We start from the raw sequence: 24,838 nt of genomic DNA, 5'->3' as shown, positions 1-24,838 counted from the left end.
GTACATCACCCGCCCGCGTCGACCCCGGCGCACCCGAAACCCCTGCGAGAAGGAACACGATGACCACCACTACGGCCCGATTCAATACCGCCGCAACCCTTTTCGGTCACCAGCTCAGCCCGCGATGCCGGATCACCTATCTGCCCGACGGGGTGGCGCTGCTGCAACCGCGCGCCTGGCTGCCCGGATCGTACGCCCAGCACTGGATCGACCACTCCCACCTGCTCAACCCCGACGGCTACCTCGTCGCCAGCGTCGGCGCCCTGCTCGTCGAAGTCGACGACCACACCATGCTCATCGACGCCGGATTCGGGCCGCTGGCGCTGCCGACCCCGTTCGGGCTCATCCGCGGCGGACACCTGCTCGAAAGCCTCGCCACGGTGGACAAGACACCCGGCGACATCGACCTGATCGCACTCACGCACCTGCACCTGGACCACCTGGGATGGCTCTGGCACAACGTACCCGGCGACACCCGGCCCGCGTTCGCGCACGCCGAAGTCGTTGTCGGGACCGTCGAATGGGCTCACCGTGAACTCGCCGCCACCGACGGCACCGCACCGCACATGCTGGAAGCCTTTGCCGCCCACGTCCATACCGTCACCGACGGTGCGACCATCCTGCCCGGCGTGCAAGCCCTGGCCACCCCCGGACACACCCTCGGTCACACCAGCTACCAGATCAGCGCACCCAACGGCCGCCGCCTCATCGCGTTCGGCGACGCGATGACCACACCCCTGCAGATCAGCCACCCCCACCTGACCACCGCCGCCGACGACGACCCCGACAGATCCGTCACCACCGCACGCCACCTCATCGCCGAACTCACCCGCGAGGACACCCTCGGATTCGGCATCCACTTCGCCAACGTCCAACTCGGCCACGTCACCCACACCCCCCACGGCCACCAATGGGTCACCGGCACACGAGGAGCACACCCATGACCACCACCGCAGAAACGGCGGCGTCCGCCACACCCTCCGTGCACGGACACACCGACCGCGCCTTCGGCGTCGCCCGTGCGAGGAAAGGCGCGGATACCGCACTACGAGGTGGTCGTTGTCGGCGCCGGATTCGGCGGCATCGGTATGGGCGTCGCACTCGAGAAGGCCGGCATCCACGACTTCGCCATTCTGGAAAAGGCCAGCCAACTCGGCGGGGTCTGGCGAGACAACACCTACCCCGGCTGCAACTGGGACGTCCCCGCCCACCTGTATTCGTTCTCGTTCGCTCCCTACCGCAGCCACACCGTGCGCTATCCCGGCCAACGCGACATCCTGGCGTACCTACACACTGTGGCCGCCGAGCACGGACTGCTACCGCACCTGCGATTCAACACCGAACTTAGCGACGCCACCTACCTCGACACCACCGGAAGCTGGTGGCTGGCCACCACATCCGGACACCACCTGATCACCCGCACCGTGGTTTTCGCGCTCGGCCAACTACACCGCCCCAACATCCCCGACATCCCATGCCGACACGAATTCACCGGGCCGGCTTTCCACACCGCACGCTGGAACCACCACCACAACCTCCACGGCCGCGAGGTCGCGATCATCGGCACCGGCTCCAGCGCAGCACAGCTACTTCCCGTCCTCGCCGCCACCGCCAAACGTGTGCGGGTCTTCCAACGCACACCACACTGGGTTCTGCCGAAACCCGCGCTGCAGTTCGGGCCGGTGACCCGAACCCTGCTGCGGCTGCCCGGCGCACACCAGCTCTACCGGGGCGCGCTCGCCGTCGGTGCCGACACGATGCTGGCACCGGTCATGCGCCGCGGCTGGTCAGCCCGGCTCATCGAATCAGCCGCGCGCCGATACCTCGAACACCGCGTGACAGACCCTGAGCTGCGCGCTGATCTGACCCCGGACTATCCCATCGGCGGCAAACGGATCATCTTCGACAGCCACTACTACCAGGCCCTGACCCGGCCCAATGTCGAGCTCATCACCGCACCGATCACCACGATCACCAGCAACAGCATCCAGACCGGCGACAGCCGAAACCACCACGCCGACACCATCATCTACGCCACAGGGTTCCGGGCAACCGAGTTCCTGGCTTCAGTGACTGTGCAAGGGCGCCGTGGCCGCCTGTTGCACCACGACTGGCAATCCGGCGCCACCGCCCACTTCGGTGTCGCGGTCCCGGGGTATCCGAACCTGTTCGTGATCGCCGGCCCTAACGGATTCTCACCGGCCGGTAGCAACCCGGCGATGAAAGAGCACGAGATCGGGATGATTCTTCGCAGCCTGCGGTGGCGGCAAGCGATCAACGCCGCGGCGATCGACGTCACGCCCACCGCGATGGCCGAATCGCAGCAGCGCCTCGACCAGGCGCTGGCGCGAACAGTGTGGCCTTCGACCCCGAGTTGGTACCGCCACGTCGGCGGCCGGATCACCAACCCGTGGCCAGGCACGATCCGCTCCTACGGCCGCGCCCTCAGCGGCTCACCAGCCTCCTGGTTTGAGCCGGTGCCGGTCGGCCGGGAACCCTTGGCCGCGAGTAGCCTGGCCACTCCAACCTCGCGGCGCTCCGCGTATCTGTGGTGGGCTCGACATTATGAGCAGTTCGGTGTCGACCTAGCAGGCGGCTACGGTGAAACTTCATGAAGCCTGCCGAGAAGAAATAGGGTGAATGGGGGTGACTGTGCGGCTCGGAGACATGGAGATCAACAGTGCTGTACAGGAATTCGGCGATCTGACGCAACGGCCCGGTGGCGGAGAACAACCCCGCTCCATCAAACTTGCGGCTGGGTCGGAGACCGGTGAACTCGTGCAAGTGTTCAGGAATGCACGGCAGATCGCCTTCGACGTGCTGGGCCCTCAGCACCTGTTCGGCGGCGCTGGTCCATGGTACCGGTGGCAGATATCTGATTCCTTGATCCAGCTCGAACACCACAGTTGGGGTGTTCGACTGTCGTTGCTGCCCAAGGACGAAACCGAGAACACGGAGTATCAGGCGTGTGAGTGGGGCGACCGCGACCACGTCGTTGCCGAGGTCGGTATCTGGGTCGCCGAGTTCGACAACGGCGGGATGTGGAATGGCTACTCCCCGGGCGGGGTAGGGGCACCGGACTGGAAAACCTTCCAGCAGTGGGCCACCGAGACCCTGCACACGCTCGAGTCCGATCTCACGATCCTCGACACCCGAATGTCTATCCTGCTCACCCCCGTACGCGGCGACGCACGAAGCATTCAGGTTCTCGTCGAACCAGGGACCATCAGCGCCGTCGCATCGCAACCGCACCACTTGGACCGCCAAGTCCTCGGCTCCCTCGGATGGCAGACCGCGCACGACGACACCTGGTTCGCGGTACACGAAAAGCCTAACCAAACGGACATACAGAAGCTCGCGGGCCTGATCACTGACACTCTGCGTGCCTACGCAGTGGATTTGAACCAAGTCAAATACTCCACCACTTGCCCGCACTCCAGCTGGATCAACCTACTCGGATTGGGTCTAGGCCACCTCTGACCCACGAGGGCCCGGTCATGCGCAGCGGTTGTTCGCGGGCCCGAACAGGCCGAACCTCATCAACCTCGGTGCGCGGATCGTCGCGCTGAAACCGGCAGGGACACAGGCAAGATCGATGACACCGTGGCCCGAAACTTCGCCATCACCAACTGCGAATCGTCCGACCCGTAGCGCGCGCCCAACGGCGCGTGCACTTTGTTAAGGGAGGATTGTTCAGCTGCCAGCGGGTAGCCATGGGACGACGTTTTCGGCGATGTCGGTGGCGTAGGCGCAAGCGTCGAGTAGTCCCTTGGCTTTGTTCGTCGGTGTCTGCGGGACGTCGGTGAGGATGTAGAGGGAGCCGTGTCGCATTCCAACGTTGATGGTGCAACCGCCCGGGACATCCGGGCGCGCCTCGTAGCGTAGGGCTCGCCGGCTGCCGATCGAGATGTCGGCCGCCGCAGGGTATTTCTGCCGCACCTGGTCGAGGGTGCCGTTGGTCGTCTCGATCACGAATCCGTACCCGGCGCGGGCGACGTAGCGGCAGCCCTTCCAGAACACTGTCCCCACGGCATCGTGGCGCGGATCCGGCGGCAGAGCATCCCAGCCCTGCATGATCAGGAATTCCGGTGTCAACGCGACGCACGGATCGAAGTGCGCTGGCACTGGAGGCGACGTCGCGTCGCTCGGCTGTGCATCGCCACCGCACCCCGCCAACAGGACGGTCCCCGCCGCGCACCCGGTGAGCCATACCGAGGCCGTTCTTGTGTCGCGTGTCCTCGGCACGCGCATCTCGTCGGGCCCGTCGATCGTGATCGGGGCTCCGCAGCCCGGCCGGTTGCCGGTCATTTCGTCACCGCTGGGTCAGGCACGGTGGTCACGTCTTTCGAGCCACGACAGGAACTTGTCGTAGTCGACGCCCATCCGGCTAACGGCGTGTGCGTGCCTGCGATCATCGAATTCTCCTATTCCAGAACATGATTCGCCGTGAAAGTGACCAGCGCACGGCGGGCCGCCGCGATCACTACGGTTTGCGGCCGATCGCCCCATCCATGACCAGGCGAGTCTCTGGCAGGTCGGGGCGGAGCCATTGCTGTATCGGCACCACACCGGGTTCGAGCACCTCGAAGCCGTCGAAGAACGCCGACGTCTGGGCGGCCGGGCGAAAGCGGACTTGGGCGGAACTGCCCTCGGCAGCGGCAAGCACCTGGAGTATCTCGGGTGCGGTATCGGTGGAGCCGTGAGAGATCGCCAGCAGACTGCCGGGTGCCATGTGATCGCGGAAGGCTGCGACGATTTCGCTGGGGCGCTCGTCGTCCATCACGTAATGCAGCACGCCGATAGCCGTGATGGCCACGGGTTCGTTGAAGTCGATCATGGTGTGGTTCTTGAGTTGATCGAGGACGTCGCCGGGGCAGCGAATGTCGCCCAGCAGTGACGTAATTCCGCGCGGCCCGGCCAAGAGAGCGTCGCAGTGGGCGTGCACAACCGGGTCGTAGTCGACATAGACCACTTCCGCGGACGGTTCGATCTCTCGAGCTGCCTCGTGCACGTTGGGTGAGTTCGGGATACCCGAGCCGAGATCGATGAACTGCCGTATACCGGCGTCAGCGGCTAGCTGGACCGCCTTAAGCCCGAAACTGCGGGCGAACCAAGCCACCGTCCTGATTTCGGGTGCGCGAGAGAGCATTTCGTTCCCCATGTCTCGGTCTACCTCGCGGTAGTCTTTGCCGCCCAGCAGGTAGTCGTACACCCGCGCAGCGTTGAGCGCGACGGGGTCGAACGGTTCCGGCTTCCGATCCCGCTCCGGCGGCGCAGGGTCGATCCTCACCGGCGCTCACGCTGCGCCGCGGCCCGCAGCCCGATCCAGCACAGAATGACTATGATGGTGCTGAAGACCGCCGAGATGATTGCGGCATGTGTATCCCCGCCGGCGTATCCGGTCACCAGCATGATCAGCCGCCCGATGAACAAGCTTGCCCCGATGATCGCCGCAGCCAGCAGCCGCCGCCAGCACGTCTGCGTGGCAGACGTTCCGGTTGCGCCGGAGCCCGCGTGGCCGTGTGCCGGGTCATCGTTGATCATCGGTGAGAGCCTCCTGTGTGTTGACGCCGATGGTGTTGCGGTGCAAGGAAATTGGTGCAGGGTCCGTTTGCGTGCGGTGAGGTGCACGCGTCGTGCGCGGGTGCGTCGTACGGCGGCGTCCAGACTCGGGGGCGCCGGTGGCCCGTGATCGAGGCACGGTTTGAGGGTCATGGTTTCGCCGAGGCGGACCTGGAGCGGTTCGTGCTCGCCCGGATTTGTCCTCGGGCCTCATCAGGTCGCTGGGTTCTGTTGCGAAAGACACCAACGGAACGCGTCGATGACATTGGTGCCTGCTGGCCGGAAGCCATCGGTGGGTTCGTAGACCCATTCCCGGTAGCCCACCGGTGACGCGCCCGGAGAAGGCAACGCGACTTCGCTGCCGCGCGGGGCCACAGTCACGTTGTGGCGGAACAGTTCTGCGAACAGCGCCGTCTCGTCGGGAAGGTCCGGGCACACCAGGAAGGTCCACCTCTTGGAGCGGGGGTGCGAAATGATCGGTCCCAGACGGCCATGAGGTTGTTCCAGGAGACGTACCTTGACCGGTGCTCCGATATGGGCGGGCATCGTGACCGCGCCGATGCTGCCCACGATGAACTCGATCCGTGCGTACTCAGGTCGTACGCGTACTGGGAGTCCGTAGCGATCTCGAAAAGTCTGGCAGTGGGATTCCAGCGCTGCGACGTGCCTGGATTGGAGCATCTGGGTGCTGTCCATCCCGGATCCCCCGGCTTCGGCCGACGCGTGCTGGTCGCCTGTATCCCGTTCGACCATGCGCGCTTTCAGTTCCGCGGTGATCTCCACCGCAGGCAGCTCAGCCAGCGTTTTCCGCTCGGTGCTGGTGATCCGGCCCGCTGTCTCCGTCTCCGCGAGCAGCGCGGCGACCTGATCCACCGTGTGCGTGTGAGCCTCGTTGTGGAGGATCAAGCCGGTTGCCCCGTCCGTCGTTAGCGGCGGAGGCGGCCCGTCAGCGAAGAACGCCGATACCTGCTCGGGCGTGCGATGTTGTTGATGCTGATACAGCGTTCCGCAGTAGATCTGCTGTGGCGCCGCCGTCAGGATCAGCGGCGAACGCAACTCCTCGCGAACCGAACCCATCGCTTCGAACCTCCCAGTCGTGTTTGGAAGGCACTCGGCGCCGGTGAGGGACCTTTATCCCGTGAATCCGATCAGGACGTGAGGGCTCACTTCGCCGAGCGGGGTTGTTGACCGTCGACTCGGCGCCGGGTGCTAGCAATAACCATTGCGCTGGTTGGTTTTCGAATGAATCGACGGAGCTCATACGGAACTCATACGGAACCTCTACGCTATGTCCCATAGCCGTCGACATAAGGTGGGCAGCTCGAATGATCGTCACCAACTGGACGGGCATCGAAGTCCGCGCCTTACGTACCGTGGCTTTGCGGGTCACCCAAGAGAAGTTCGCCGAGATCCTCGGGTTCACCACGGCGGCGGTGGTCAAATGGGAAGGCCGCCGCGAGACGATTACGTTGCAGGGCCGATATGCCGCCGAGATGGACATGATCCTCCGCCGTCTTGACCACTCGCAGCTGGCGCGGTTCGAAGCTGCGCTATCGAGTAGCGGGCTATCTGCTATTAATGCGACCGAATTGGACCCATTCGAGAATCCGACAGAGATAGCGGGCCGAGTTCAGTCCGTCACCGAGATGGATGCGGACAGCGACGTTGTTGCCGTCTTCTCGCTGGGCGTCGATGACGTCGTGGACCGATACGAACTCGAAGGGCCGCTGCGCCTCGCGCCAGGCGTGATCGAATCCCGCCGACAAGTCGAGGCCTTGCTCCAGCATCGGCGAAATCCTGCGCAGCTGCGTCAGCTCTACGAGATCGCCGGCCGTCTATCGGGCGTACTCGGCTATATGGCCGTCAACCGTGGGCGATTCGCCCACGCGAAGATGTACTGCCGCGAAGCATTCGCCATCGGGCAACTGCTCGGCGACCCTGAGCTTCAGGCGTGGGTCCGAGGCACGGAAAGCTTCTGCGCCTATTACCAGGGCGACTACGCGGCGGCCGTTCGCCTCGCCTATCAGGGACTCGATCTCGCTGGGCAAGGGCCACAAGCAATCCGGTTGTACTCCAACGGTTTGGCTCGCGCGCTCGGCAAGGTGGGCGACACGGCAGGCGTGGAAGCCGCGATCGAAGCCGCCACCGACGTCGCCCGTCGCCTGGGGACCAGTCCCAGTCTTACTCCGGCGCTGGACTTCACGCCCTACGGAGAAGCCCGACTGATGGCCAACGCTGCTACCGCGTTCCTGTCCGCCGGGGACTACGGTCGAGCGCTACATTTCGGCCAACAGGTCCAGGATCGTATCGACGAATCCGATTCGGTGTGGAGCCGCTCACTGGTCCGGCTGGACATGGCGGCCGCCTTGCTCGGCGATGAAGACCGCGATGTGGAGCACGCCGTGCAGCTGGGAATCGAGGCATTGACGGCATCGCAGGACCGACCCATCCGTTCGGTGTGGCAACGCGCCAACGACCTCGCAGCGCTGCTCCGCACGATCCCGACCGCAGCGTCGATGCGGTACCTCATTGAACTCGAGACGTGGGCTCCTGCGGCCCGCGAGTTCGCCGCCCCGGAGCTGTAGTCAGCCCAGAGGCACGATCGCACGGTCGCTCCACCGGTACGTGCGGCCTTCGCGGCGAAGCTCGACCAGGTGGACCTGACCGATTCGGACCGTCACCGGCGGCAGTTCGCGGAGTGCCCCGATGTCTTTTACGAGCTGTTCGGTGCCCTGGTGCCGGTTGAGGTAGCCGACGCCTAGATGCGGTCTGAACTCAGTGGTTTCGGCGAGGTGGCTCGGTGGTCGATGCTCTGCTGTTGCAGACCTGAGGCGGGCGTGCAGGTCGAGCAACTGATCCCACGGAGTGACGGAGAACCGCAGCGCACTGCGCGAACCGGTCAGCGGCCCGATACTCAGCCGGAACGGCTTGACCGTGGCGGCGGCCACGCGACCGCTATCGATGATGTGGTCGAGGTTCTGCTCGGTGACGTCGTCGGTCCGGCCGATGCTCAGCAGGGTCAGGTGCAGCGCATCCAGCGGGACCGGGTCGAGGCCGTCATGGTCAAGTGCCTGCTGGCATCTGGAGGTCAGATCGATCAGCGCCGAGTCGGTGAACGTCAGGTACCAGTAGTAGCCGGCCTGCCCCGGCTCCCATGCCTTGAGCGCCCAGTGGTCGTGGACAGCCGACAGATGCCGGAAGGCCGACCAGTCGTTGTCCCGGATCGTGTCGGCGTCGCTGGTCGATGCGGGGCCCAGCAACGGGAATGGTCGTTTCGACGTCGCGGTCATGCAGCTGCCATGCTCCCCATACCCTCGAAACGACTCATCGCCCCACGAAGTCTACGGGTGGGCTTCTGAATCCTTATTGAAGGGTGTTTAAGGTTGCCGTCAGCTGCGTGGCTTTGTCGTGATCGCCAGAATCGTGCAGGGCCGAGGCCAGGTTGGTGAGGAACGTGTTCAGGTCGGTCGTATCAAGTTCGTTCAACGGACTGGTCCTATCGGTCGTCACGATGGGGCGTCGCGCATCGTCGCCGATGAGCGCACGTCTACCGGCCGGCCAGCAGGGTGCCGTGTAGGCGATACTTGGCAGTGCGAGCCATCTATCCGCTCAACTGCAACGGACTTAGTCGAATGGTCTCTGTTCGGGAGGGGGCTGGGCATGGATCAATCATCGCGATGGTTGCGGGGCGGTGACGATGAGGCAGCGGTCGAGCGGGTCGGTGCGGTAGTACGTGAATATCGGACCGCCAGTCGTCGCAGCCAGGCGGATGTGGCGCGGGCGCTGGGTGTTACCCAGCAGTTTCTCAGTCAAGTGGAGAACGATTCACGCCGAGTGACTGTTGAGCAGCGGCGTGGATTTGCACGGGCACTAGGGATTCCGCCGGAAGAACTCGGCCTCGCGGGCCGCTCTCACCGCACCGAAGCCGCGGATAACGAGATCGTGGTCAGCCGGGTCCGCTGGCGTGGACAGCGTCATTGGCTGAACCACCATCGCGCTGATCTGGCACGGTTAGCCGTGCAGCTATACGCGCCCGAGTATCGAGTCCCTCGTACCACGCTGATCGCGAACGACGGCTGGCTGCCTCGACAGCCTGTTGATCTGGAGTCGTTATGGTTGAGCCTGAACGAGGCGCCGCAATCGATCCAGGTGAGCGGGACCGAGCTCGCGACGGTGGCGGTCCGGCCGCTGCAAGCACTCAAGGTTCCGTTCGACAGCTACACCTCTGCGGTCAAACACCTGGATCCACCGCAGCTGTTTGAATCGCGCCCGAGCTACCGGTATCTGGGCGGGTCGGTGTCGTCGGGCAGTATGGAATTCGGGTTGGCGGCATACTTCGACAAGCTCAACGTCTCGGAGGCTCTCGCCCACGAGATGGCGGCGGCATGCATGGAGCGAGCTCCCCGCACGGCCTCGGATCTCGCCGGCCGATTGCCGTTCCGCGAGTTGATCGGTGAGAATCCTTTCGACCCTGCCCGGCGGGCCATCATCCCGGCGATCACCACGTTAACGGTGCGGCTTCGTCGATTTCCTTCGCCGCCGTCGTTTCTGCTGCACTGGCGCGACCCTGCACGAGTCGCGACCGCAGCGGGTGTGTTCGACGTGCTCCCGGCAGGTGAGTTTCAGCCCTCGAGTGTTGCTCTGTGGGATCGGCGCAACGATTTCTCCCTGTGGCGCAATATGATTCGCGAGTACTCAGAGGAGCTTCTCGGACGGCCCGAGCATGACGGGACGCGCACTGATCCCATCGATTACGAGCAATGGTCGCTGTTTCAGCAGATGAACCGGGCGAGGGAGGAAGGCAAGATCGTCGCATCGGTGCTCGGGATGGGATTGGACGCGTTGACTCTCGCGGCAACCATCCTGACGGTCGTCGTGATCGATGACGATGCGTTCGAAGGCATCTTCGGCTCGACGGTCCGGTTCAACGACGAAGGCGAAGTCGTCTCCGTGGGCAGTGGTCGTCCAGCGGACGGGATCCCCTTCACCGAGGAAGCGGTGGAACGGCTGCTGACGGACGAGCCGATGGCCGCTCCGGGAGCCGCGTGCTTGGCCTTAGCGTGGCACCATCGGGAGAGCTTGATCGACTAGGGCGACCTCGGGAGTGTGTGATGGGTGCGGACACGCGCAAATTGACGATGAGCGAACGCACATGGATGGACACCCGAGCGTTTCTGCGCGAGCGCAGATCGGCGCTAGATACTGAGGCGGCGAAGAGCTATCCCAGCGCGAGCACTGTCGCTGACACGCCACTGTTGACCCGCCCTGAATGGATCCCACAGGGACCATTGCGTCTGGAGGATATCGACCTCGAACTGATTCCGACCCGGCGCAACGACGGTGCCGTGGACGGGATCAAGGCCGCAGGCTTGCCGATCCGAGCCACAGGCGAGCCGTACGCGTCCTACGCTGAGGCGGTCGGTGAGATCGCCGCTCCGGCAGTGTTCGAGGATCGGCCGACCTATCGCCTCGTCGGAGCCGATCTCGCCGGCAGTCAGCCGAGGCTTCGGTTCGGGCTCGGGTCGTACTTCGACAGCATCAACGTCGGCGAGGCCGCCGCCTACGAGTTCGCCCTGGCCCACCGCGGCCACGCGCTGACTGGTGGGGTGCGAGCGGCGGTCAGTGATCCGTGCGATCTGCGCCAGCGCCCGGTCAACGTCGCGATCAGCACTCTGACGATCCGTCGTGAACCGGGTACCGGTGAGCAGTCGTTTCTGCTGCATTGGCGCGATCCTCGTAAGGTCGGGCATGCCGGTGGCATGTATCAAGTTGTCCCGGTGGGGATCTTCCAGCCCTCAGGCTATGCCGAATGGAACATTGGTAGCGATTTCTCATTGTGGCACAACATGATTCGAGAGTTCGCCGAAGAGCTGCGAGGGGACAGTGAGGACTACGGCAGCGAGGACGCACCGATCGACTACACCGCTTGGCCATTCGCGTCGCAGTTGGACCAAGCGCGCCATGACCACAGTGTCGAGGTCTACTGCCTCGGGCTCGGCGTCGATCCGCTGAGCTTTGCCACCGATCTGCTCACGGCCGTGGTCATCGACTCACCGGTATTCGACGAGCTGTTCGGTGGTGCGGTGAGCACCAACGCCGAAGGTTGCGTTCTCGAATTGCAGCCCTTCAATGCTCAACGCGTGCAACAGATCATCGAGAACCACCCGGTGCAAGCGGCTGGCAGCGCCGCGTTGCGACTTGCGGTCGCACAGCTCGGCTGAGCAATACAACTGGCTGTTGTAACAACAGCCAGTTGTTACCACTCACCCGATGCGCGGGGTGATTCTTGCGGGCATGGGCAGGACACAGTGCACGGAACATTTGGGGAATCTTGTCCCCGCTGACGGACGGCTGCGGGTGTTCGACACCCGGGTACGGCCCGCCGCATTCAATGCCAGCGCCATCGATCGAGTGCATCTGACAATCTCGGTCGCTGACGCCGAAAGACCGCATTACACAGCATCTTTGCGGCAGGAGCGGTGAGCATATGACGACCCTGACCCGTGAGGAAATCCGGCGTGAGAGACAACGCGGGCTGATCCGCATCGAACCCTTTCGGCGAGCGACGACTCAATCCCCGGTCAACGACTGGGCGTCTACAACCACTTCGGTGCTGGATGCCCGTGTCGACAACCCGATCATCGAGATCGCAATCCCCGCTGAAGGCTTCGTGCTCACAGCCAGGCCGGTGGTATCTGGCGGCGACCGCGGAAGTGCTCGGCGGCGAGGAGGGGATAGGAAATGGTGCTAAAACAGCCTCTGCTGCATGGGGTCTTGCTGCTCGGTGGTAGCGGGAGCCGGATGCGTCCGTCGGTTGTCGGTAACAAGCATCTGATCCCGGTCGGTGGCCGTCCGCTGGCCGACTACGGCCTGGAATTGTTGATGTGCTGTGGCATCGAGAGGCTCAGCGCGGTCGTGGGGCCTGGCGACATCGACCATTTCCGCCGACTCTTCGATTGCGTCGCACCGGAAATCTCGGTCGACTACGTGGTTCAGCCTCATCCTCTGGGGACGGCCGACGCGTTGCAACGCTGCGCTGACTCGGTCGAGGTTCCCTACGTTGCCACGTTGTGGGGCGACAACCTGTTCGAGTTCGCGCCGGTCGAAACGGTTCGACGCTTTGTCGCTGATCCTGCGCCGTGCATGATCACTGTCGCCGAATCAGGCACTCCGCAGCACTTCAGCACTGTGGCCATCGACGGCGGTGGTGTCACGGCGATCACCGACAAGCCCGCTCACCCCACGACAAATACTGTCTGCGCCGGGTTGATGTTGTTCGATGCGGATGCGCTGTTCCGGTCGGTCCATCAGGTCGATCAGAACGCACGCGGCGAACGCGAAGCGATGGACGCTGTGCGCGGCTTCCTGCGCGCAGGCGAGTTGAGCTTCGACCGGCTGACAGGGCGCTGGTTCGACGCCGCTGTATCTCCGGCGTTTCTGCGCGAGGCCGAACTGTTCGCTCTCCGAAGAGGTTTCAACCACCCGCCATCCGAAAGTCAGGAGACTTCGTCATGGACCTCACCCACCCGTCCGCGCCAGTTCGGCTCAACCTCGACACGACACGGCGTTGCCAGCTGAGTTGCTGGTATTGCCACTCCTCATCCGGCCCCGACTACCGTGGCCCAGAAATCGACCCAACCTGTATTCCGGACATCCTCGAGGCCGCGGACCGGCATCGGATCTTCGAAATCACCATTACCGGCGGTGAGCCCACGATGTGGCCGGGCCTGATACCGATGCTCGAACAATCGACTCGTTTGAGGTTTTCGAGCCTGCTGCTGATCACCAACGCTTTCGCGACACCCGCGAAGCTGCTGCGCACCATAGAGTCGGCGAACCTGTCGCGAATCTGCGTGAGCCTCGACGGCATCGGTGCACGCCACGACCGCAACCGCGGGCACGGAGCCTACGAGCGGACCCTGCACGGTATCGGTGAACTGCGCAAGGTCCACGACAACATCGCGGTCATCTCCGTCGTCGATGCGACCAACCACACGCGATGGCCTGAACTTACCCGCGTACTGGCTGATCTGGGCGTGAGCGCACACCATCTGACACCGGTCTGCACGGCCGGGCACGCGATCACCGACTATCGAGGACTGGACGCCCGGCAATTCGCCGACGTGCACGCGCTGACCGAGCAGATCGCCACCGAGGTCCCCGAGATCGCGGTGCTGTTCAACGACGAACTGGTACACCCGCTAGCGACTCGCACCATGGGCATCCACCAGTTCACCGAGAACTGGAAGGGCTGGCATCGCATCGTGCGCCCCGACGGCGAGGTCCGTACCCAGATCCGCGCATGGGGCCGTACCTGGCGTGCCGAGGAGACCATCGGCAACCTCAACCGTCACACACTGACCCATATCCTCGATCAACCAGCACAGCAGGTTTCTGCGTTCACCCGAACCGAAGAGGTCGCCCGCAAATTCCAACTCGGTGCCGACGCCGGTCTGATCCTTACCGACCTGAGCGACATCACAGCCATCGAACACGGCCAGGCGGCTACACCCACTGCGCAACTCACCGACGAGATCCCCGTGCCTACGCCACTGGGCATCGCCGTCAATGACTTGGGCCGCCGAATCCGCCAGGCACCAGAGAGCTTCCGGATCCGGCACGAACAGGGCTTCGCGTTGCTGTTCAACACACGCAGCCACGAACTGCATGTACTCACCGACCACGAGAACCGCTCACTGGAGCCCGCACTGATGGAGGTCGCGGCATGAGAGTGCTGGTCACCGGCGGTGCCGGATTCCTCGGTGTGCACGTGGTGGAACAGCTCCTGCACCAGCGCAAGGTCGCGGCCGTGACGGTGCTCGACAATTGTCGCCACACCGCGATACCGCAAGCTCTGCCGGCCTCGCAGCGAGTCACCGTCGTCGACGGAACCGTGCTCGACGCCGGATTGGTCACCGAACTCGTCACCGAGTGCGAAGTCGTGATCCACCTTGCCGCAGAAACATTCGTCGATGCCTCTATCGCCGATGACGAACTATTCGTCGAAACCAACATCACCGGCACGGCGGTGCTCCTGCGCGCGCTGAGAGCTCTCGGCGGCCGACGGCTACTGCACGCCTCGACCGACGAGGTGTTCGGCGAAGCGAACGCCGAACCGTTCACCGAGGCGACCGCGTACCGGCCACGCAACCCCTACGCCGCCACCAAGGCCGCCGCGGACCATCTCGTGCGCGCCTACACCACTACCCACGACCTCGACGCCACGATCTGCCACTTCAGCAACCTGTTCGGTCGCTGGCAATACCCCGAGAAGCTCATCCCCGCCACCGTGACCCGGCTGCTGGGCGGCGAACCCGCCCAGATATACGGCAGCGGGCAGCAATCGCGCACCTGGCTCCACGTCACCGACGCCGCCGCAGGGCTTCTCGCCGCACTCGAGCACGGCGCCGCAGGCCAGTCGTATTTGATCGGGGGAGACCACGAACTGACCACGCTCGAGGTCGTCGGCCGCATCGCCGAACACCTGGACATCACCGTCGAGGACGCCGCCAGCTTCGTCGCCGACCGGCCCGGCCACGACCACCGCTACTGGACAGATACGAGCAAGGCTCGCCTCGAACTCGGCTGGAAACCAGCGACGACCTTCGATGACGGCCTCGCAGACACCGTGACCTGGATGAGCACACACCAAGGATGGTGGCGACAGTGAAGGACAAGAACGCATTCCGCGCCGCCTACAACGACGGCAGCGTCCTGGGTACGAAGACCGACATCCACTCCCGCTACAGCAGCATCCCGATCGACCTGCACGCCGCGATCACCACACGCTGCGGCCTGCCGAACGAACTCGCCCTGCTCGACATCGGCTGCGGCACAGGACATCTACTCGAGCACATCGCCGCCCTCGGGCACCGCGGCCGGCTCTTCGGCCTCGACCTTGTACGCCCGCCGATCCGCGACACCCCCAGCAAGCGCTACGCCGCAGGCGACGCCGAATACCTGCCCTTCCCTAACGACACCTTCGACATCATCACCTGCCTGCACACCCTGGGCCACCTCGGCGACATACCCGCCGCGATGAACGAGGCACGACGTGTCCTTCGCCACCACGGAATGTATGTAGCCACCGCCAACTCCCTCTACGCCTACCCGCACACCCACCGGTACCGGTGCCGAATCCACGACGAATTCGGTTGGGGCGAACCAAAGTTCACCACCACCCACGTCAACGCGGAAAACCTCGAACAGACCCTCGCACTGCACTGGCATGTACTCAGCGTCGATTTCCTCGTCGGCGAACTACGCATCCCGGTCGAGGAGTACGCCGACTACTTCGCCGCCAACATCCCCACCTGGGACCACACCCCCACCGCATCCGAGCAGGAGAAGATCCTCCAGCAGATCAACCAGTGGGCGCGCGAAGACCAACGTGACGGCTACATCGTCGAACCCAAACGAGTCGCCGTAGCGGTCTGCACCGACAACCAGTGAGTCAGCGCCCGCGCGACAACGCGGTCCGCAACACCGAGACCGCGCCACGTCCGATCAGGCCGAGCGCCACCAGAGGTGTCAGCACGATCCATGGGCTGCGCCGGTTGTAGTCGATGTAGAACCGCAACGCGCTGCGGTGGTGGTTACGCACCTTCCGGAACGGCGCGTGGCGGGTACTGCCGCCCTCGCGATGCAAGATCTCCACGCCAGGATCGAGGACCACCCGCCACCCGGCGCGGTGCAAGTCCAGCGCGATCTTGGTTTCTTCGAAATACATGAAGTAGCGCTCGTCGTAGCCGCCGACGGCATCGAACGCCTCTCGCCGAAACAACATGAAGCAACCCGAGATCCAGTCAACATCACTCACCGAGGTCACGGGATTACCGAAGTAGGCACGGGTCGCGGGATTCGCGGGCCACACCGACCCCAGCAGGGCATGGGCGATCCCGACGCCGATCGAGGGGAAGCGGCGACCGGTCGGATACGCAGAACCATCCAACCGCGACACCCGTGGACCGATCACCCCGATCCGGTCATCAGAACGCGCCGTCTCGACCAACGCCGCGATCGCCCCAGGCGTCATCCGCGTGTCCGGATTCGCAATCAACAACCACTCGGTATCCAACTCGCGGGCACCCTGATTGATCGCACGAGTCAACCCGACATTGACCGGGTTCCGGACGACCGTCGCCCCGAACGCTTCGAGGATCTCGGGCCCGTCATCGGTCGACGCGTTATCGACCGCAACGACCCGCAGTGATAGCGGCCCCACCGAGGACGGCAGCGATTCCAGGAACGGCGGAAGATCCTCACTGCTGCCATAAGTCACCAGGACAAGACCGACCGACTTCTCATCACGTGCGGGCATGCCCGCGAAACTAGCAGGCTGCCGACCCTAAAACCACTTTCAGGCGAACGTCTTCCTTGCCGATGATCGCACGCGGGTCACGCTCGTCAGTTCAGAGAAACCGTAGGCAGTTCGTGTGTTACGGAGACGGTCCGCTCCTCGACAGCAAGTTACAGCAATCCAATAGCTACGCACCTGCGTAGTCGAGAGACCGCCACCATCCGGGCGCGGACTAACGCAGAGGTCATTGCCGCGATCGAAGCCAGCAGTCATGATCCGATGTCGTTCGACAGCAACGACTGGTAGATGCCCGCTGCCGGGGTCGCGACTGATATAGCTGGATGGCCATGTGCTGGGCGATGTCGCTGCCGAAATCGCGCGGGCTTGAGAGGAGTGTGAGGTGTGGTCCAGGTAGGAAGCGCGAGACTGCCGTCTGGTGAGCAACGCCACCTGCGGCAGACGCGGTGCCGTGCCGATGGGCTGACAGATTCTGACGTAGGCGGCAGACTCAATGTCTATGTCGCTGTGGGAAGCCTTATTCGGCACATTGCCTGACGACGTGGCTTACGAGCTCGTAGAGGTCCTGAGCGAAAGCGATCCTTCCGACTGCGCTGACGACATCGCGGAAGCATTCTGGGAGAACCCCGACCTCGCGCATCGAGTAATGTCGCATGCTGTAGAGGACAAGGCCGTTCGCGACGCCTTACGGCCGGGGTATATCTACCTGGAGCTCGAGCGTGCGATAACTGCGTTGTGTCCAGAGGAGATGGGCATTCTTCTACTCGAGTCTTGCGCTGGCATGCTTGCCGATCGGACATGGGAATATACTCCATTGTTTAGATGGAGGGAGCGAGTCGCAACGTTTCCTGCGCCGCTTGATGTGGCGGCTGCAGTGGCCGACGGTGTGGTGGAAGGTATGCGTCGGGCGCGCTACTTCGACGCATCCTCGAAGCGTGATGTTCCGGCGCCGACTCCGGACACTGAACTCCCTACCGACGTCTGCCGAGTAGTCGCAGCAGCAGTTGTATGTGAACGGGGCGGATATCGTCGGAACGACCTCGTTACCGCCGGACTGCAGGAAACCTTGCACGCCACCGTGACTCGATACCCGCAGGCGTGGCGCGAAGCGCTGCCATGGCTGATTCAGATCCTCGACCCCAGCCGTAGCGAGTTGACCGATGGGACGAACTTGGCGATCGCGGCGGATCCCAGTGTGCTGGACGAGCTTGTCGCTGAAGGTGAACACATCTTGCCTGAAATCGCCATCCGCGCAAAAGGTCTGGCATCGATCATCGACGGAAGCGATCGTGACGGGTCGATCTCGATGCACGCGTCGGCACTGGCCAGGCACTTCGATCGCAGCCGACGGGTCTTCCCGCGACCACTCGCCGAGCCGAGCGCCACATGGCTGTCCGACCTCGAATTGGAGGCATCGCTGTACAACGCTGTTGCCGACGCAACTTCCGACTTCGCGAATGATTTCCGGGACTTCGCCGCAGCCGAGGAGGAAGGGCATCTGCGCAGCCTGATGACCCGCATCGAAACCACTTTGCGGGACCGGCGCCAGATCCGGGCGGTTGAATCGAGGCTTGGCAGCGGCGGTGCGGACCTTGTCGGTGCCTTCCGCCCGATTCCGAAGAAAGAGGAAAAGTTCGTCGGCGCAGACTTGGCCTTGGTCGTGACCATAGACGTACCAGGGCGGCTGATACTGGCCTTCGCTGAGTTCGTACAGGTGAAGAAGACTCTGAAGCCGACAGGAATGGCCGGAGGCGACAAGTGGTCCATCAAACGCCCGCAACTCGACGATCTGCTCGCTACCAGTCCAACGTCGGCGTACTGGCTGTTAGGCGCTGACGGCGACGTATTCGTCGTTCCCGCGAAACTGGTCCACGCCGTCGCTGCGGGGACAGGTGTTCTCAGCCAGCTTACGTTCACCGTGCACTACTCCGAGATACGTCACGCCGCCATAAGCCTGGCTGGATACTTCACCTATCTCGCTGCCGGAACGTGGACGGGCAGTGCGCAACCCGAGACGGTCAACCAGGCCCGAGGTTCGAAGGGCACACGAGTACGCGCAGTATTCGAACTGTCGGTTCGGTATAGCCACGAGCCCGAGTCCGGGTAGTGGCCTGTCCGTCGACTGCTGTGCGAACTCGTTACTCGTCGTCTTCCGCGCACCCCGTGCTGGCCCCACCGGCGTCGCTCCCTTTCTGATACAAAAGGCGTTCGCCCGTGATACCGGGCCCCGATCATCGGCCAGCTGGTCGAGGAACTCGGGCGGCGTAAACGCTGGCTCTGCAACGGCACTGTCCTAAGCACATCGGGTGAGTCCTCCCGTGAATGTGGAAGGACTCACCGCCGATGTTCCATCAGTGAGACCAGCGCCTACGCTGACTACCTGTGCGCAGTGACCAGGGATCGGAACCGCCGGTGCTGGATGGGCAGGTGGTCACCGAATTGGCCTCGGCGGCAGCAGCACTGCCCGACCCTGGCCTGGTTGTGGTGTGTGGCTTCCCGGCCTCGGGGAAGTCGACGGCGGCGAACTGGTATGCGGCGCAGCGGGGTGCGGTCGTGTTGGACAAAGACGCCTTCGTTCCGCGGCTCGAGTGTGATGTGATGACCAGGCTGACCGGTGACCCCTACGATCGCGACAGCGAGGTGTATCGGTCGGTGGTTTCCCCGGGAATCTATGAGGGGCTTACCCGCACGGGATTTCGGATCGGCACTGCGCACAATGTCGTGCTCGATGGCCCGTTTCTGTCGGTGATCCGCGCCGCTTCCGCGGCGAACCGGTCGTTGGCGCAGCAGTTGCGGGTTATCACGGAGGTGTCGGATGCTGTTGCGGTACAGACGATCTGGATTGACAGCTCCGCCGCGCTGATCCGTGCTCGGATGCTGTCTCGTGGCGCCGAACGCGACGCTCCCAAGCTCGCGGACTGGGACGCCTACCGAAAAGATGTGCTCGACAGCGGAATACGCGAGATCGCCCACCGTGTCGTCGACATCGTCATCGCCAACTGATCACCCACCACTCGCGGGACACACGCGATCAGAGGTGGTCGATGACGTCGAGCATGCGGTCTCGTATGAACCCGCCGATCCGCGCCACCTGCTCAACAGTGGCGCCGATCAGTGGTGACCGGACGCGTGTTGGAAATCCGGGGATGCGTTCTGCTACGGCGGCTTTCGCAAAGGCGATGTCGGAGAGAGGAAACGACTTCCGGGTGTCGGTGTAGTCGTCGAAGCTGCGCTGCAGCGCCATCGTGCGGTCTGACAGACCTGCGCGGGATGCGGCGGCGATTGCGACGGGTAGTTCGGCGACCGGGCCACCGGCTCCGGTGACGACACCATCGATACCGAGTTCGGACAATCCTGCCCCTACTCGGTCGTTGCCGGCGAATACCGCCAGCCGCGGACTGCGCGTCTTGAACTCCCGGGTCACCGCCAAGTCCATGCCGGAGTCCTTGATCCCGCACACATGCGGATATCGGCCGGCCAGGCGAGCGACGAGCGCGGGACTTAGAGGGTTCTGGGTGTGGCGAGGGAAGTTGTAGAGCAGCACCGGATGCGTTGTGGCTTCGAGCAACTGAGCGAAGTAGTGCTCGACGCCGGCCTCGGGTGCATCGGCGAAGAAGTAGGGACTGATCGCGGCGAGGCGATCACAGTGCTGCGCAGCATGGTCGGCCAATTCCTCCGCCTCAGCGATCGCCGGCGATCCGACATGGGCGATCAGTTCACCTGCCCACCGGCCGCGGGCGTATTCGACGATACGGCGCCGCTCTGCGCTGGTGAGGCTCGCGAACTCCGCTGTGGTCCCGTTCACCAGGATCGTCCGTATACCCGCGGCAGCGAGTAGGTCGAGATAGTCGCCCAACGCTGGGAGATCGATACGACCGTCGAGTTGGAACGGTGTCGTCACGGCCACGATCGGTGAAGTGATCACCTCAGCTTCGTACCAGAGGCCTGTCGTGAGCGACGTTATCGACGCCGCCCGTATGTGCTTCATGTCGGCTGGCAGCCGTCGAGGACCTCGTCGAGAGCTGTGCGGGCGGATTCCAGAAACGTGTGTCAACGTCGGTCGAATCCTGGATCTGGCACGGTTTGCGTGATTGACCATGCTCGTATTGCCAACGGGCGCTTGATGATCGATCATGTTGTCGCCGGTGTTCTGATCTTGGGCCGCTCGCGGTCTTGTTCCCGCATCTGGACGGGCTGCAGATCGCCGGCATGACCTCGGCCGGTCGGCGGGTGAACCTCGACGTGCGTACTCGCGACGACACGGCCGCCTGCCCGGACTGCGGAACGGTCTCGCGTCGGGTGCATAGTCGCTACCGGCGGCGGTTGTCCGACACGGCGATCACCGGCCGGGAGGTGGTGATCCGGCTGCAGGTGAGGCGATTGTTCTGTGGCAACCCTGATTGCGGGAGAAGGACTTTCGCTGAACAGGTGCCTGGGTTGGCGGAACGTCACGCCCGGCGCACGAGTCTTCTGCAACGTGTGCTGCGCGCGGTCGCGCTGGCGTTGGGTGGTCGTGCGGGAGCCCGGATGACCGGACATCTGGCGGCCACGGTCAGCCGGATGACTCTGCTACGGCAGATCCGGGCACTGCCGGATCCCGACCACGCGACACCGCGGGTACTCGGGGTCGACGACTTCGCGCTGCGCCGCGGTCACCACTACGGCACGATCCTGATCGATATCGAAACCCGGAGACCGGTCGAGGTGCTTCAAGACCGAACCGCCGACACTCTCGCCGCCTGGCTGCGTGCCCATTCCGGCGTCGAGATCGTCTGCCGCGACCGCGCCGGCGCCCATGCCGACGGCATCGCCGCCGGAGCGCCACATGCCCTGCAAGTCGCGGACCGCTGGCATATCTGGCACAACCTCGGCGAGGCCGTCGAACGAGTGGTCGCTCATCATCGAGCATGCCTTGAGATCGCCAATAGTGCACAGCTCCAAGGTGATTCGAAGGCTATGCCCCCGCTCGGCACGGAAGTGGCGCCCGCCCCCGAACCTGCCGCGCCACCGGAACACAGAGCCGACAAGTGGGCTGTCCGGGCCCGCGAACGCCACACAGCCGTCCATACTCTGCTCGCCGAAGGCGTCAGCCTGCTGCAGATCGGCACCAGACTCGGGCTTGCCCGTGGCACCGTCCGCCGCTTCGCGCGCGCCGCCACCGTCGAAAGGTTGCTCGTCAACAACGGGACAGGGCGGCGGCCCGGCATCCTCGATGAGTTCAAGCCCTACCTGCATCAACGCTGGAATGAGGGCTGCACCAACGCAACCGAGCTGTTCCGGGAGATCCAACCACTCGGCTACCGCGGCAGCGTGAAAGTCCTGCTCAACTACCTGCAACCCTTCCGCGTCGCCGGGCAGGCTCGCCCGCCGGCCCGTAAACCACCCTCGGTCCGCCGTGTCACCGGCTGGATCATGAGCAACCCCTCACGACTCGATCCAGCACATCGCCAACAGCTCGACGCCATCCTCGACGCCAGCCCGGAACTGACCACTCTGGTCGGCCACGTCCGAGCCTTCGCTGCCATCATGACCGAACTACGCGGCCGTGAACTGGAGAAATGGATGACCGCCGTCGACGCCGACGACCTGCCCGCCTTGCACTCGTTCGTCCGCGGCCTGCGCCGCGACCACGACGCCGTCACCGCCGGACTCACCCTACCCTGGAGCAGCGGGCCAGTCGAAGGACACGTCAACCGGATCAAGATGATCAAAAGCGAGCTTAGTGGACGACTAGCCGGCAGAACCGGAGTTTTGAGCAGGTAGGAGCGTCGAGAACGTGTTCGTGACGTGCTTTATGCCTCGGTTGGTAAGTCGGTGTGGCCGCGGCGCTGGTTGTCGGAGGGGAGGGCCAGAATGGTCGCTATGACCTTGGTTGTGGTTGACACCAACATCCTTTGCAGCTCGCCATGGCTTCGTCGGCGGGATTGGGTTTCCCTGTTGGAGAACCGGGAGGCATGGGGGGTGAAGGTTGTGGTGCCCGAGGTCGTGTTCATGGAGACGGTGAACGTGGTGCGCCGGGCCTGGGCACTGGAGTCCGCAAAGCTGGAGAGCGTGAAGGCTCGGTTGTTCGGGCTGAAGGAACAACAGCAGGCGATGGTCGATGAGATCGCCCGGCGCTCAGAGGGATATGAGCAGTGGCTTCGTGTTCACCTGGACGAGGTTGGGGTGCCCATCGTGCCGACTCCGCCGTTCGGTTGGCTCGAGGTTGCTCGCCGAGCCTCGGAGCGCCGTGCGCCGTATTGCGAGAAGGAAGTCGACGGGCTTCGGGACACACTTATCTGGTTGGCGGTGATGTCGGTGGCCGAGGAGAACGCGGACGAGAAGGTGTGGTTCGTCAGCGACAACCATCGCGATTTCGGCGAGGTCGGCACTGGCATCAGCCCGAAAGACGCGTGCCCGTTCCCGCTGCATCCTCACCTGGTTGACGATCTCGACGGTAAGGAGCTGTCGGGGCGGGTTGAGTATGTCGTCAAGATGGATCGGCTGGTCCGGAAGTTCGAGTCGTTGTTCGCGCCGATCAATGAGGCCGAACTGACGCGCCTGACCAGTGAGTTCGATCTGGATGTTCTCGCGGATCTTCTCGTAGGCTCATTCGCTGGTTTCGACGTGGACCCGGAGCGTGCCGCATTGCCATTACAGACCGTGGCCGCGACGGTGGTGGACGCGGAGAGGTCGATCGAGGGGTGGCAGTTCAGCGATGGTGCCGGCCGCGGGGAAGCTGGGTGGACGGCGCGGTTTTCGGTAACCTCCGAGGTCGACGTCGCGTTGTTGGGCGACGGGTTGCGCACCAGCACGATCACGAAACAACTGCGAGTGTCTGGTGACATCCTGGTCTCACCGGATGGGGAGATCGAGAATGCCGTGGTGACGTCGGTCGAGGCATTGCCCGATGATCCGATGCGCGCTCGTTGGAAGCGCCGCGCTGAACGGGCGGCGATGTCGGACCTGTTCGACCAGCTCGCAGCGTCGGGCAAACTGCAAGGCCCGATGGCCAATATCGCCGCAGAGTATGCGGCTTCGGACTTATTCAAGAACTCGATCGCCGACGCGGCCGCCCGATTCGCGGCTCCAGACATGTTCTGGAGCCCGATCGGCGATATAGCCGCCCAATATGCGGCTTCGGGCCTGTTCAAGAACTCGATCGCCGAGGCCGCCCGATTCGCGGCTCCAGACATGTTCTGGAGCCCGATCGGCGACATAGCCGCCCAATATGCGGCTTCGGGCCTGTTCAAGAATTCGATCGCCGATGCAGCCAAAAGAGCCGCGAGAGATCCCGAAACAGCGACGACAGAGTCCGCCGAGGACAATGAGCCGGAGGAGACGCCCGAGCCGCACGAGGACTGAACGTTCAGCGTGAAGGGTGATCATGGCAGAACATCTGGGTGACGTTACGTTCGCGTTCGCGCCTGACGTTGGCGCGTGCGCCGTCGAGTGATCGTCGGAGGGTGCGTGTTTCGGTCGTGGCCTTGGTCAGGTTCTGGTTGAGGGTCGTGAGAAGGCTTCGCAGCCGGACGTTTTCGTCGATCAGGTGATTGCCGTCGGGGTCGTAGAGCTGTCCGGTGAGGTCACTGATGCGGTTGTCTCGCTCCCGGATGGCGGCGCGGAGGGAGGCAATGACCGCTTCAGCGTTGAGTGCGCGTTCACGCCAGGACGCGGTCTCGGCATCGAGGGCCTGCTCGGCGCGCGCGGAGCCAGCGGCCTGGGATGCGTCACGAGCTGCGAGAACAGCTTTGGTGAGCTCGGGGCGGCGTTTGTCGTAGATGAATGTTCTGCCGACGCCGGCCTGGTCGCAGACGTTGTCGATGGTGAACGGTGCGCCGGTCTTCGTCAGTTTGGTTAGGGCTCTGCGGACCCGTTTCTCGCAGTCGGTGCTGGTGCGGGATCGCTGGTCGATCGCTTCGACGGGTCGGCGACGTGTGTTGGGTGTCAAAGAGTCTGCTCTTTCTGGTCGCGGGGGCC

Annotated in this window: 22 protein-coding genes; 14 read left to right on the top strand and 8 right to left on the bottom strand. The window is 63.9% G+C overall.

The annotated features are described in order from the left end of the window. The first annotated feature begins 59 nt into the window (after positions 1 to 59). From O3I_RS24600 to O3I_RS24590, 3 genes are all read left to right on the top strand, one after another. Positions 60 to 944, top strand: coding sequence for an MBL fold metallo-hydrolase (locus tag O3I_RS24600; RefSeq protein ID WP_014985697.1), 885 nt, complete (start codon positions 60 to 62; stop codon positions 942 to 944). Between the two features lie 75 nt (positions 945 to 1,019). Continuing rightward, the gene (locus tag O3I_RS24595; RefSeq protein WP_237748126.1) at positions 1,020 to 2,615 is read left to right on the top strand and encodes a flavin-containing monooxygenase; all 1,596 of its coding nucleotides are present in this window, start codon (positions 1,020 to 1,022) and stop codon (positions 2,613 to 2,615) included. A gap of 52 nt (positions 2,616 to 2,667) precedes the next feature. After that, positions 2,668 to 3,480, top strand: a complete 813-nt coding sequence (locus O3I_RS24590; protein ID WP_041562854.1) for a TY-Chap domain-containing protein — start codon at positions 2,668 to 2,670, stop codon at positions 3,478 to 3,480. Between the two features lie 213 nt (positions 3,481 to 3,693). Here the strand turns inward: O3I_RS24590 and O3I_RS24585 are convergent, their stop codons facing one another. The 4 genes from O3I_RS24585 to O3I_RS46430 form a co-directional block, all read right to left on the bottom strand. After that, positions 3,694 to 4,308 carry a DUF3558 domain-containing protein gene (locus tag O3I_RS24585; protein ID WP_014985694.1) on the bottom strand — a complete coding sequence of 205 codons (615 nt, stop codon included), beginning with the start codon at positions 4,306 to 4,308 and terminating at the stop codon, positions 3,694 to 3,696. 175 nt (positions 4,309 to 4,483) lie between these two features. Beyond that, positions 4,484 to 5,290 (bottom strand): SAM-dependent methyltransferase, encoded by an 807-nt coding sequence (locus O3I_RS24580; protein WP_014985693.1) that lies wholly within the window; start codon positions 5,288 to 5,290, stop codon positions 4,484 to 4,486. Continuing rightward, positions 5,287 to 5,544, bottom strand: coding sequence for a hypothetical protein (locus O3I_RS24575; protein WP_014985692.1), 258 nt, complete (start codon positions 5,542 to 5,544; stop codon positions 5,287 to 5,289). The genes O3I_RS24580 and O3I_RS24575 overlap by 4 nt, the downstream gene beginning before the upstream one ends. A 231-nt stretch (positions 5,545 to 5,775) precedes the next feature. Then, complete coding sequence (locus O3I_RS46430; protein ID WP_014985691.1) at positions 5,776 to 6,639, bottom strand: hypothetical protein; 864 nt, start codon at positions 6,637 to 6,639, stop codon at positions 5,776 to 5,778. Between the two features lie 248 nt (positions 6,640 to 6,887). On the opposite strand from O3I_RS46430, the gene O3I_RS24565 reads away from it, so the two are divergent. Then, entirely contained in the window at positions 6,888 to 8,147 is a 1,260-nt protein-coding gene (locus O3I_RS24565) for a helix-turn-helix domain-containing protein (protein WP_014985690.1), read from the top strand. Here O3I_RS24565 and O3I_RS24560 read toward each other — a convergent pair whose 3' ends face one another. Next, complete coding sequence (locus O3I_RS24560; RefSeq protein WP_014985689.1) at positions 8,148 to 8,852, bottom strand: 2'-5' RNA ligase family protein; 705 nt, start codon at positions 8,850 to 8,852, stop codon at positions 8,148 to 8,150. Between the two features lie 370 nt (positions 8,853 to 9,222). Between O3I_RS24560 and O3I_RS24555 the strand changes: the two genes are divergently transcribed. The 6 genes from O3I_RS24555 (at position 9,223) to O3I_RS24530 (ending at position 16,014) form a co-directional block, all read left to right on the top strand. Next, positions 9,223 to 10,653, top strand: a complete 1,431-nt coding sequence (locus O3I_RS24555) for a helix-turn-helix domain-containing protein (protein WP_063632272.1) — start codon at positions 9,223 to 9,225, stop codon at positions 10,651 to 10,653. A gap of 20 nt (positions 10,654 to 10,673) precedes the next feature. Continuing rightward, positions 10,674 to 11,783 carry a hypothetical protein gene (locus O3I_RS24550; RefSeq protein WP_041562852.1) on the top strand — a complete coding sequence of 370 codons (1,110 nt, stop codon included), beginning with the start codon at positions 10,674 to 10,676 and terminating at the stop codon, positions 11,781 to 11,783. 520 nt (positions 11,784 to 12,303) lie between these two features. Then, positions 12,304 to 13,140 (top strand): sugar phosphate nucleotidyltransferase, encoded by an 837-nt coding sequence (locus tag O3I_RS24545; RefSeq protein ID WP_081594112.1) that lies wholly within the window; start codon positions 12,304 to 12,306, stop codon positions 13,138 to 13,140. After that, positions 13,074 to 14,291: a radical SAM protein gene (locus tag O3I_RS24540; protein ID WP_081594111.1), complete on the top strand. Its 1,218-nt coding sequence runs from the start codon at positions 13,074 to 13,076 to the stop codon at positions 14,289 to 14,291. Before O3I_RS24545 ends, O3I_RS24540 begins: the two co-directional genes overlap by 67 nt. Beyond that, on the top strand, positions 14,288 to 15,232 hold the full coding sequence (locus O3I_RS24535) for a dTDP-glucose 4,6-dehydratase (protein WP_014985684.1): 945 nt from the start codon (positions 14,288 to 14,290) through the stop codon (positions 15,230 to 15,232). The genes O3I_RS24540 and O3I_RS24535 overlap by 4 nt, the downstream gene beginning before the upstream one ends. Further along, a complete protein-coding gene (locus O3I_RS24530) occupies positions 15,217 to 16,014 on the top strand; it encodes a class I SAM-dependent methyltransferase (protein ID WP_041562851.1) in 798 nt (265 codons plus the stop codon). The genes O3I_RS24535 and O3I_RS24530 overlap by 16 nt, the downstream gene beginning before the upstream one ends. A 1-nt stretch (position 16,015) precedes the next feature. Here the strand turns inward: O3I_RS24530 and O3I_RS24525 are convergent, their stop codons facing one another. Continuing rightward, the gene (locus O3I_RS24525) at positions 16,016 to 16,882 is read right to left on the bottom strand and encodes a glycosyltransferase family 2 protein (protein ID WP_041562850.1); all 867 of its coding nucleotides are present in this window, start codon (positions 16,880 to 16,882) and stop codon (positions 16,016 to 16,018) included. A gap of 496 nt (positions 16,883 to 17,378) precedes the next feature. Between O3I_RS24525 and O3I_RS24520 the strand changes: the two genes are divergently transcribed. Beyond that, positions 17,379 to 18,986 (top strand): hypothetical protein, encoded by a 1,608-nt coding sequence (locus tag O3I_RS24520; protein WP_141692240.1) that lies wholly within the window; start codon positions 17,379 to 17,381, stop codon positions 18,984 to 18,986. Positions 18,987 to 19,261: 275 nt separating this feature from the next. Beyond that, a complete protein-coding gene (locus O3I_RS24515; protein ID WP_014985680.1) occupies positions 19,262 to 19,882 on the top strand; it encodes an AAA family ATPase in 621 nt (206 codons plus the stop codon). A 28-nt stretch (positions 19,883 to 19,910) separates the two neighbouring features. Here O3I_RS24515 and O3I_RS24510 read toward each other — a convergent pair whose 3' ends face one another. After that, positions 19,911 to 20,867: a dihydrodipicolinate synthase family protein gene (locus tag O3I_RS24510; protein WP_167829172.1), complete on the bottom strand. Its 957-nt coding sequence runs from the start codon at positions 20,865 to 20,867 to the stop codon at positions 19,911 to 19,913. A gap of 221 nt (positions 20,868 to 21,088) precedes the next feature. On the opposite strand from O3I_RS24510, the gene O3I_RS24505 reads away from it, so the two are divergent. Together O3I_RS24505 and O3I_RS24500 are read left to right on the top strand one after the other, a co-directional pair. Further along, positions 21,089 to 22,642, top strand: a complete 1,554-nt coding sequence (locus O3I_RS24505) for an ISL3 family transposase (RefSeq protein ID WP_081594318.1) — start codon at positions 21,089 to 21,091, stop codon at positions 22,640 to 22,642. 99 nt (positions 22,643 to 22,741) lie between these two features. Next, complete coding sequence (locus O3I_RS24500; RefSeq protein WP_014985677.1) at positions 22,742 to 24,223, top strand: PIN domain-containing protein; 1,482 nt, start codon at positions 22,742 to 22,744, stop codon at positions 24,221 to 24,223. 4 nt (positions 24,224 to 24,227) lie between these two features. On the opposite strand, the gene O3I_RS24495 is transcribed toward O3I_RS24500, so the two are convergent. Then, positions 24,228 to 24,809: a hypothetical protein gene (locus O3I_RS24495; protein WP_014985676.1), complete on the bottom strand. Its 582-nt coding sequence runs from the start codon at positions 24,807 to 24,809 to the stop codon at positions 24,228 to 24,230. Between the last annotated feature and the right edge of the window lie 29 nt (positions 24,810 to 24,838).

Source organism: Nocardia brasiliensis ATCC 700358, from assembly GCF_000250675.2.
In the GTDB taxonomy this organism is placed as follows: domain Bacteria; phylum Actinomycetota; class Actinomycetes; order Mycobacteriales; family Mycobacteriaceae; genus Nocardia; species Nocardia brasiliensis_B.
Note: the sequence above shows the minus strand (reverse complement) of the source record. Positions and strands in the feature narration are given on the sequence as shown.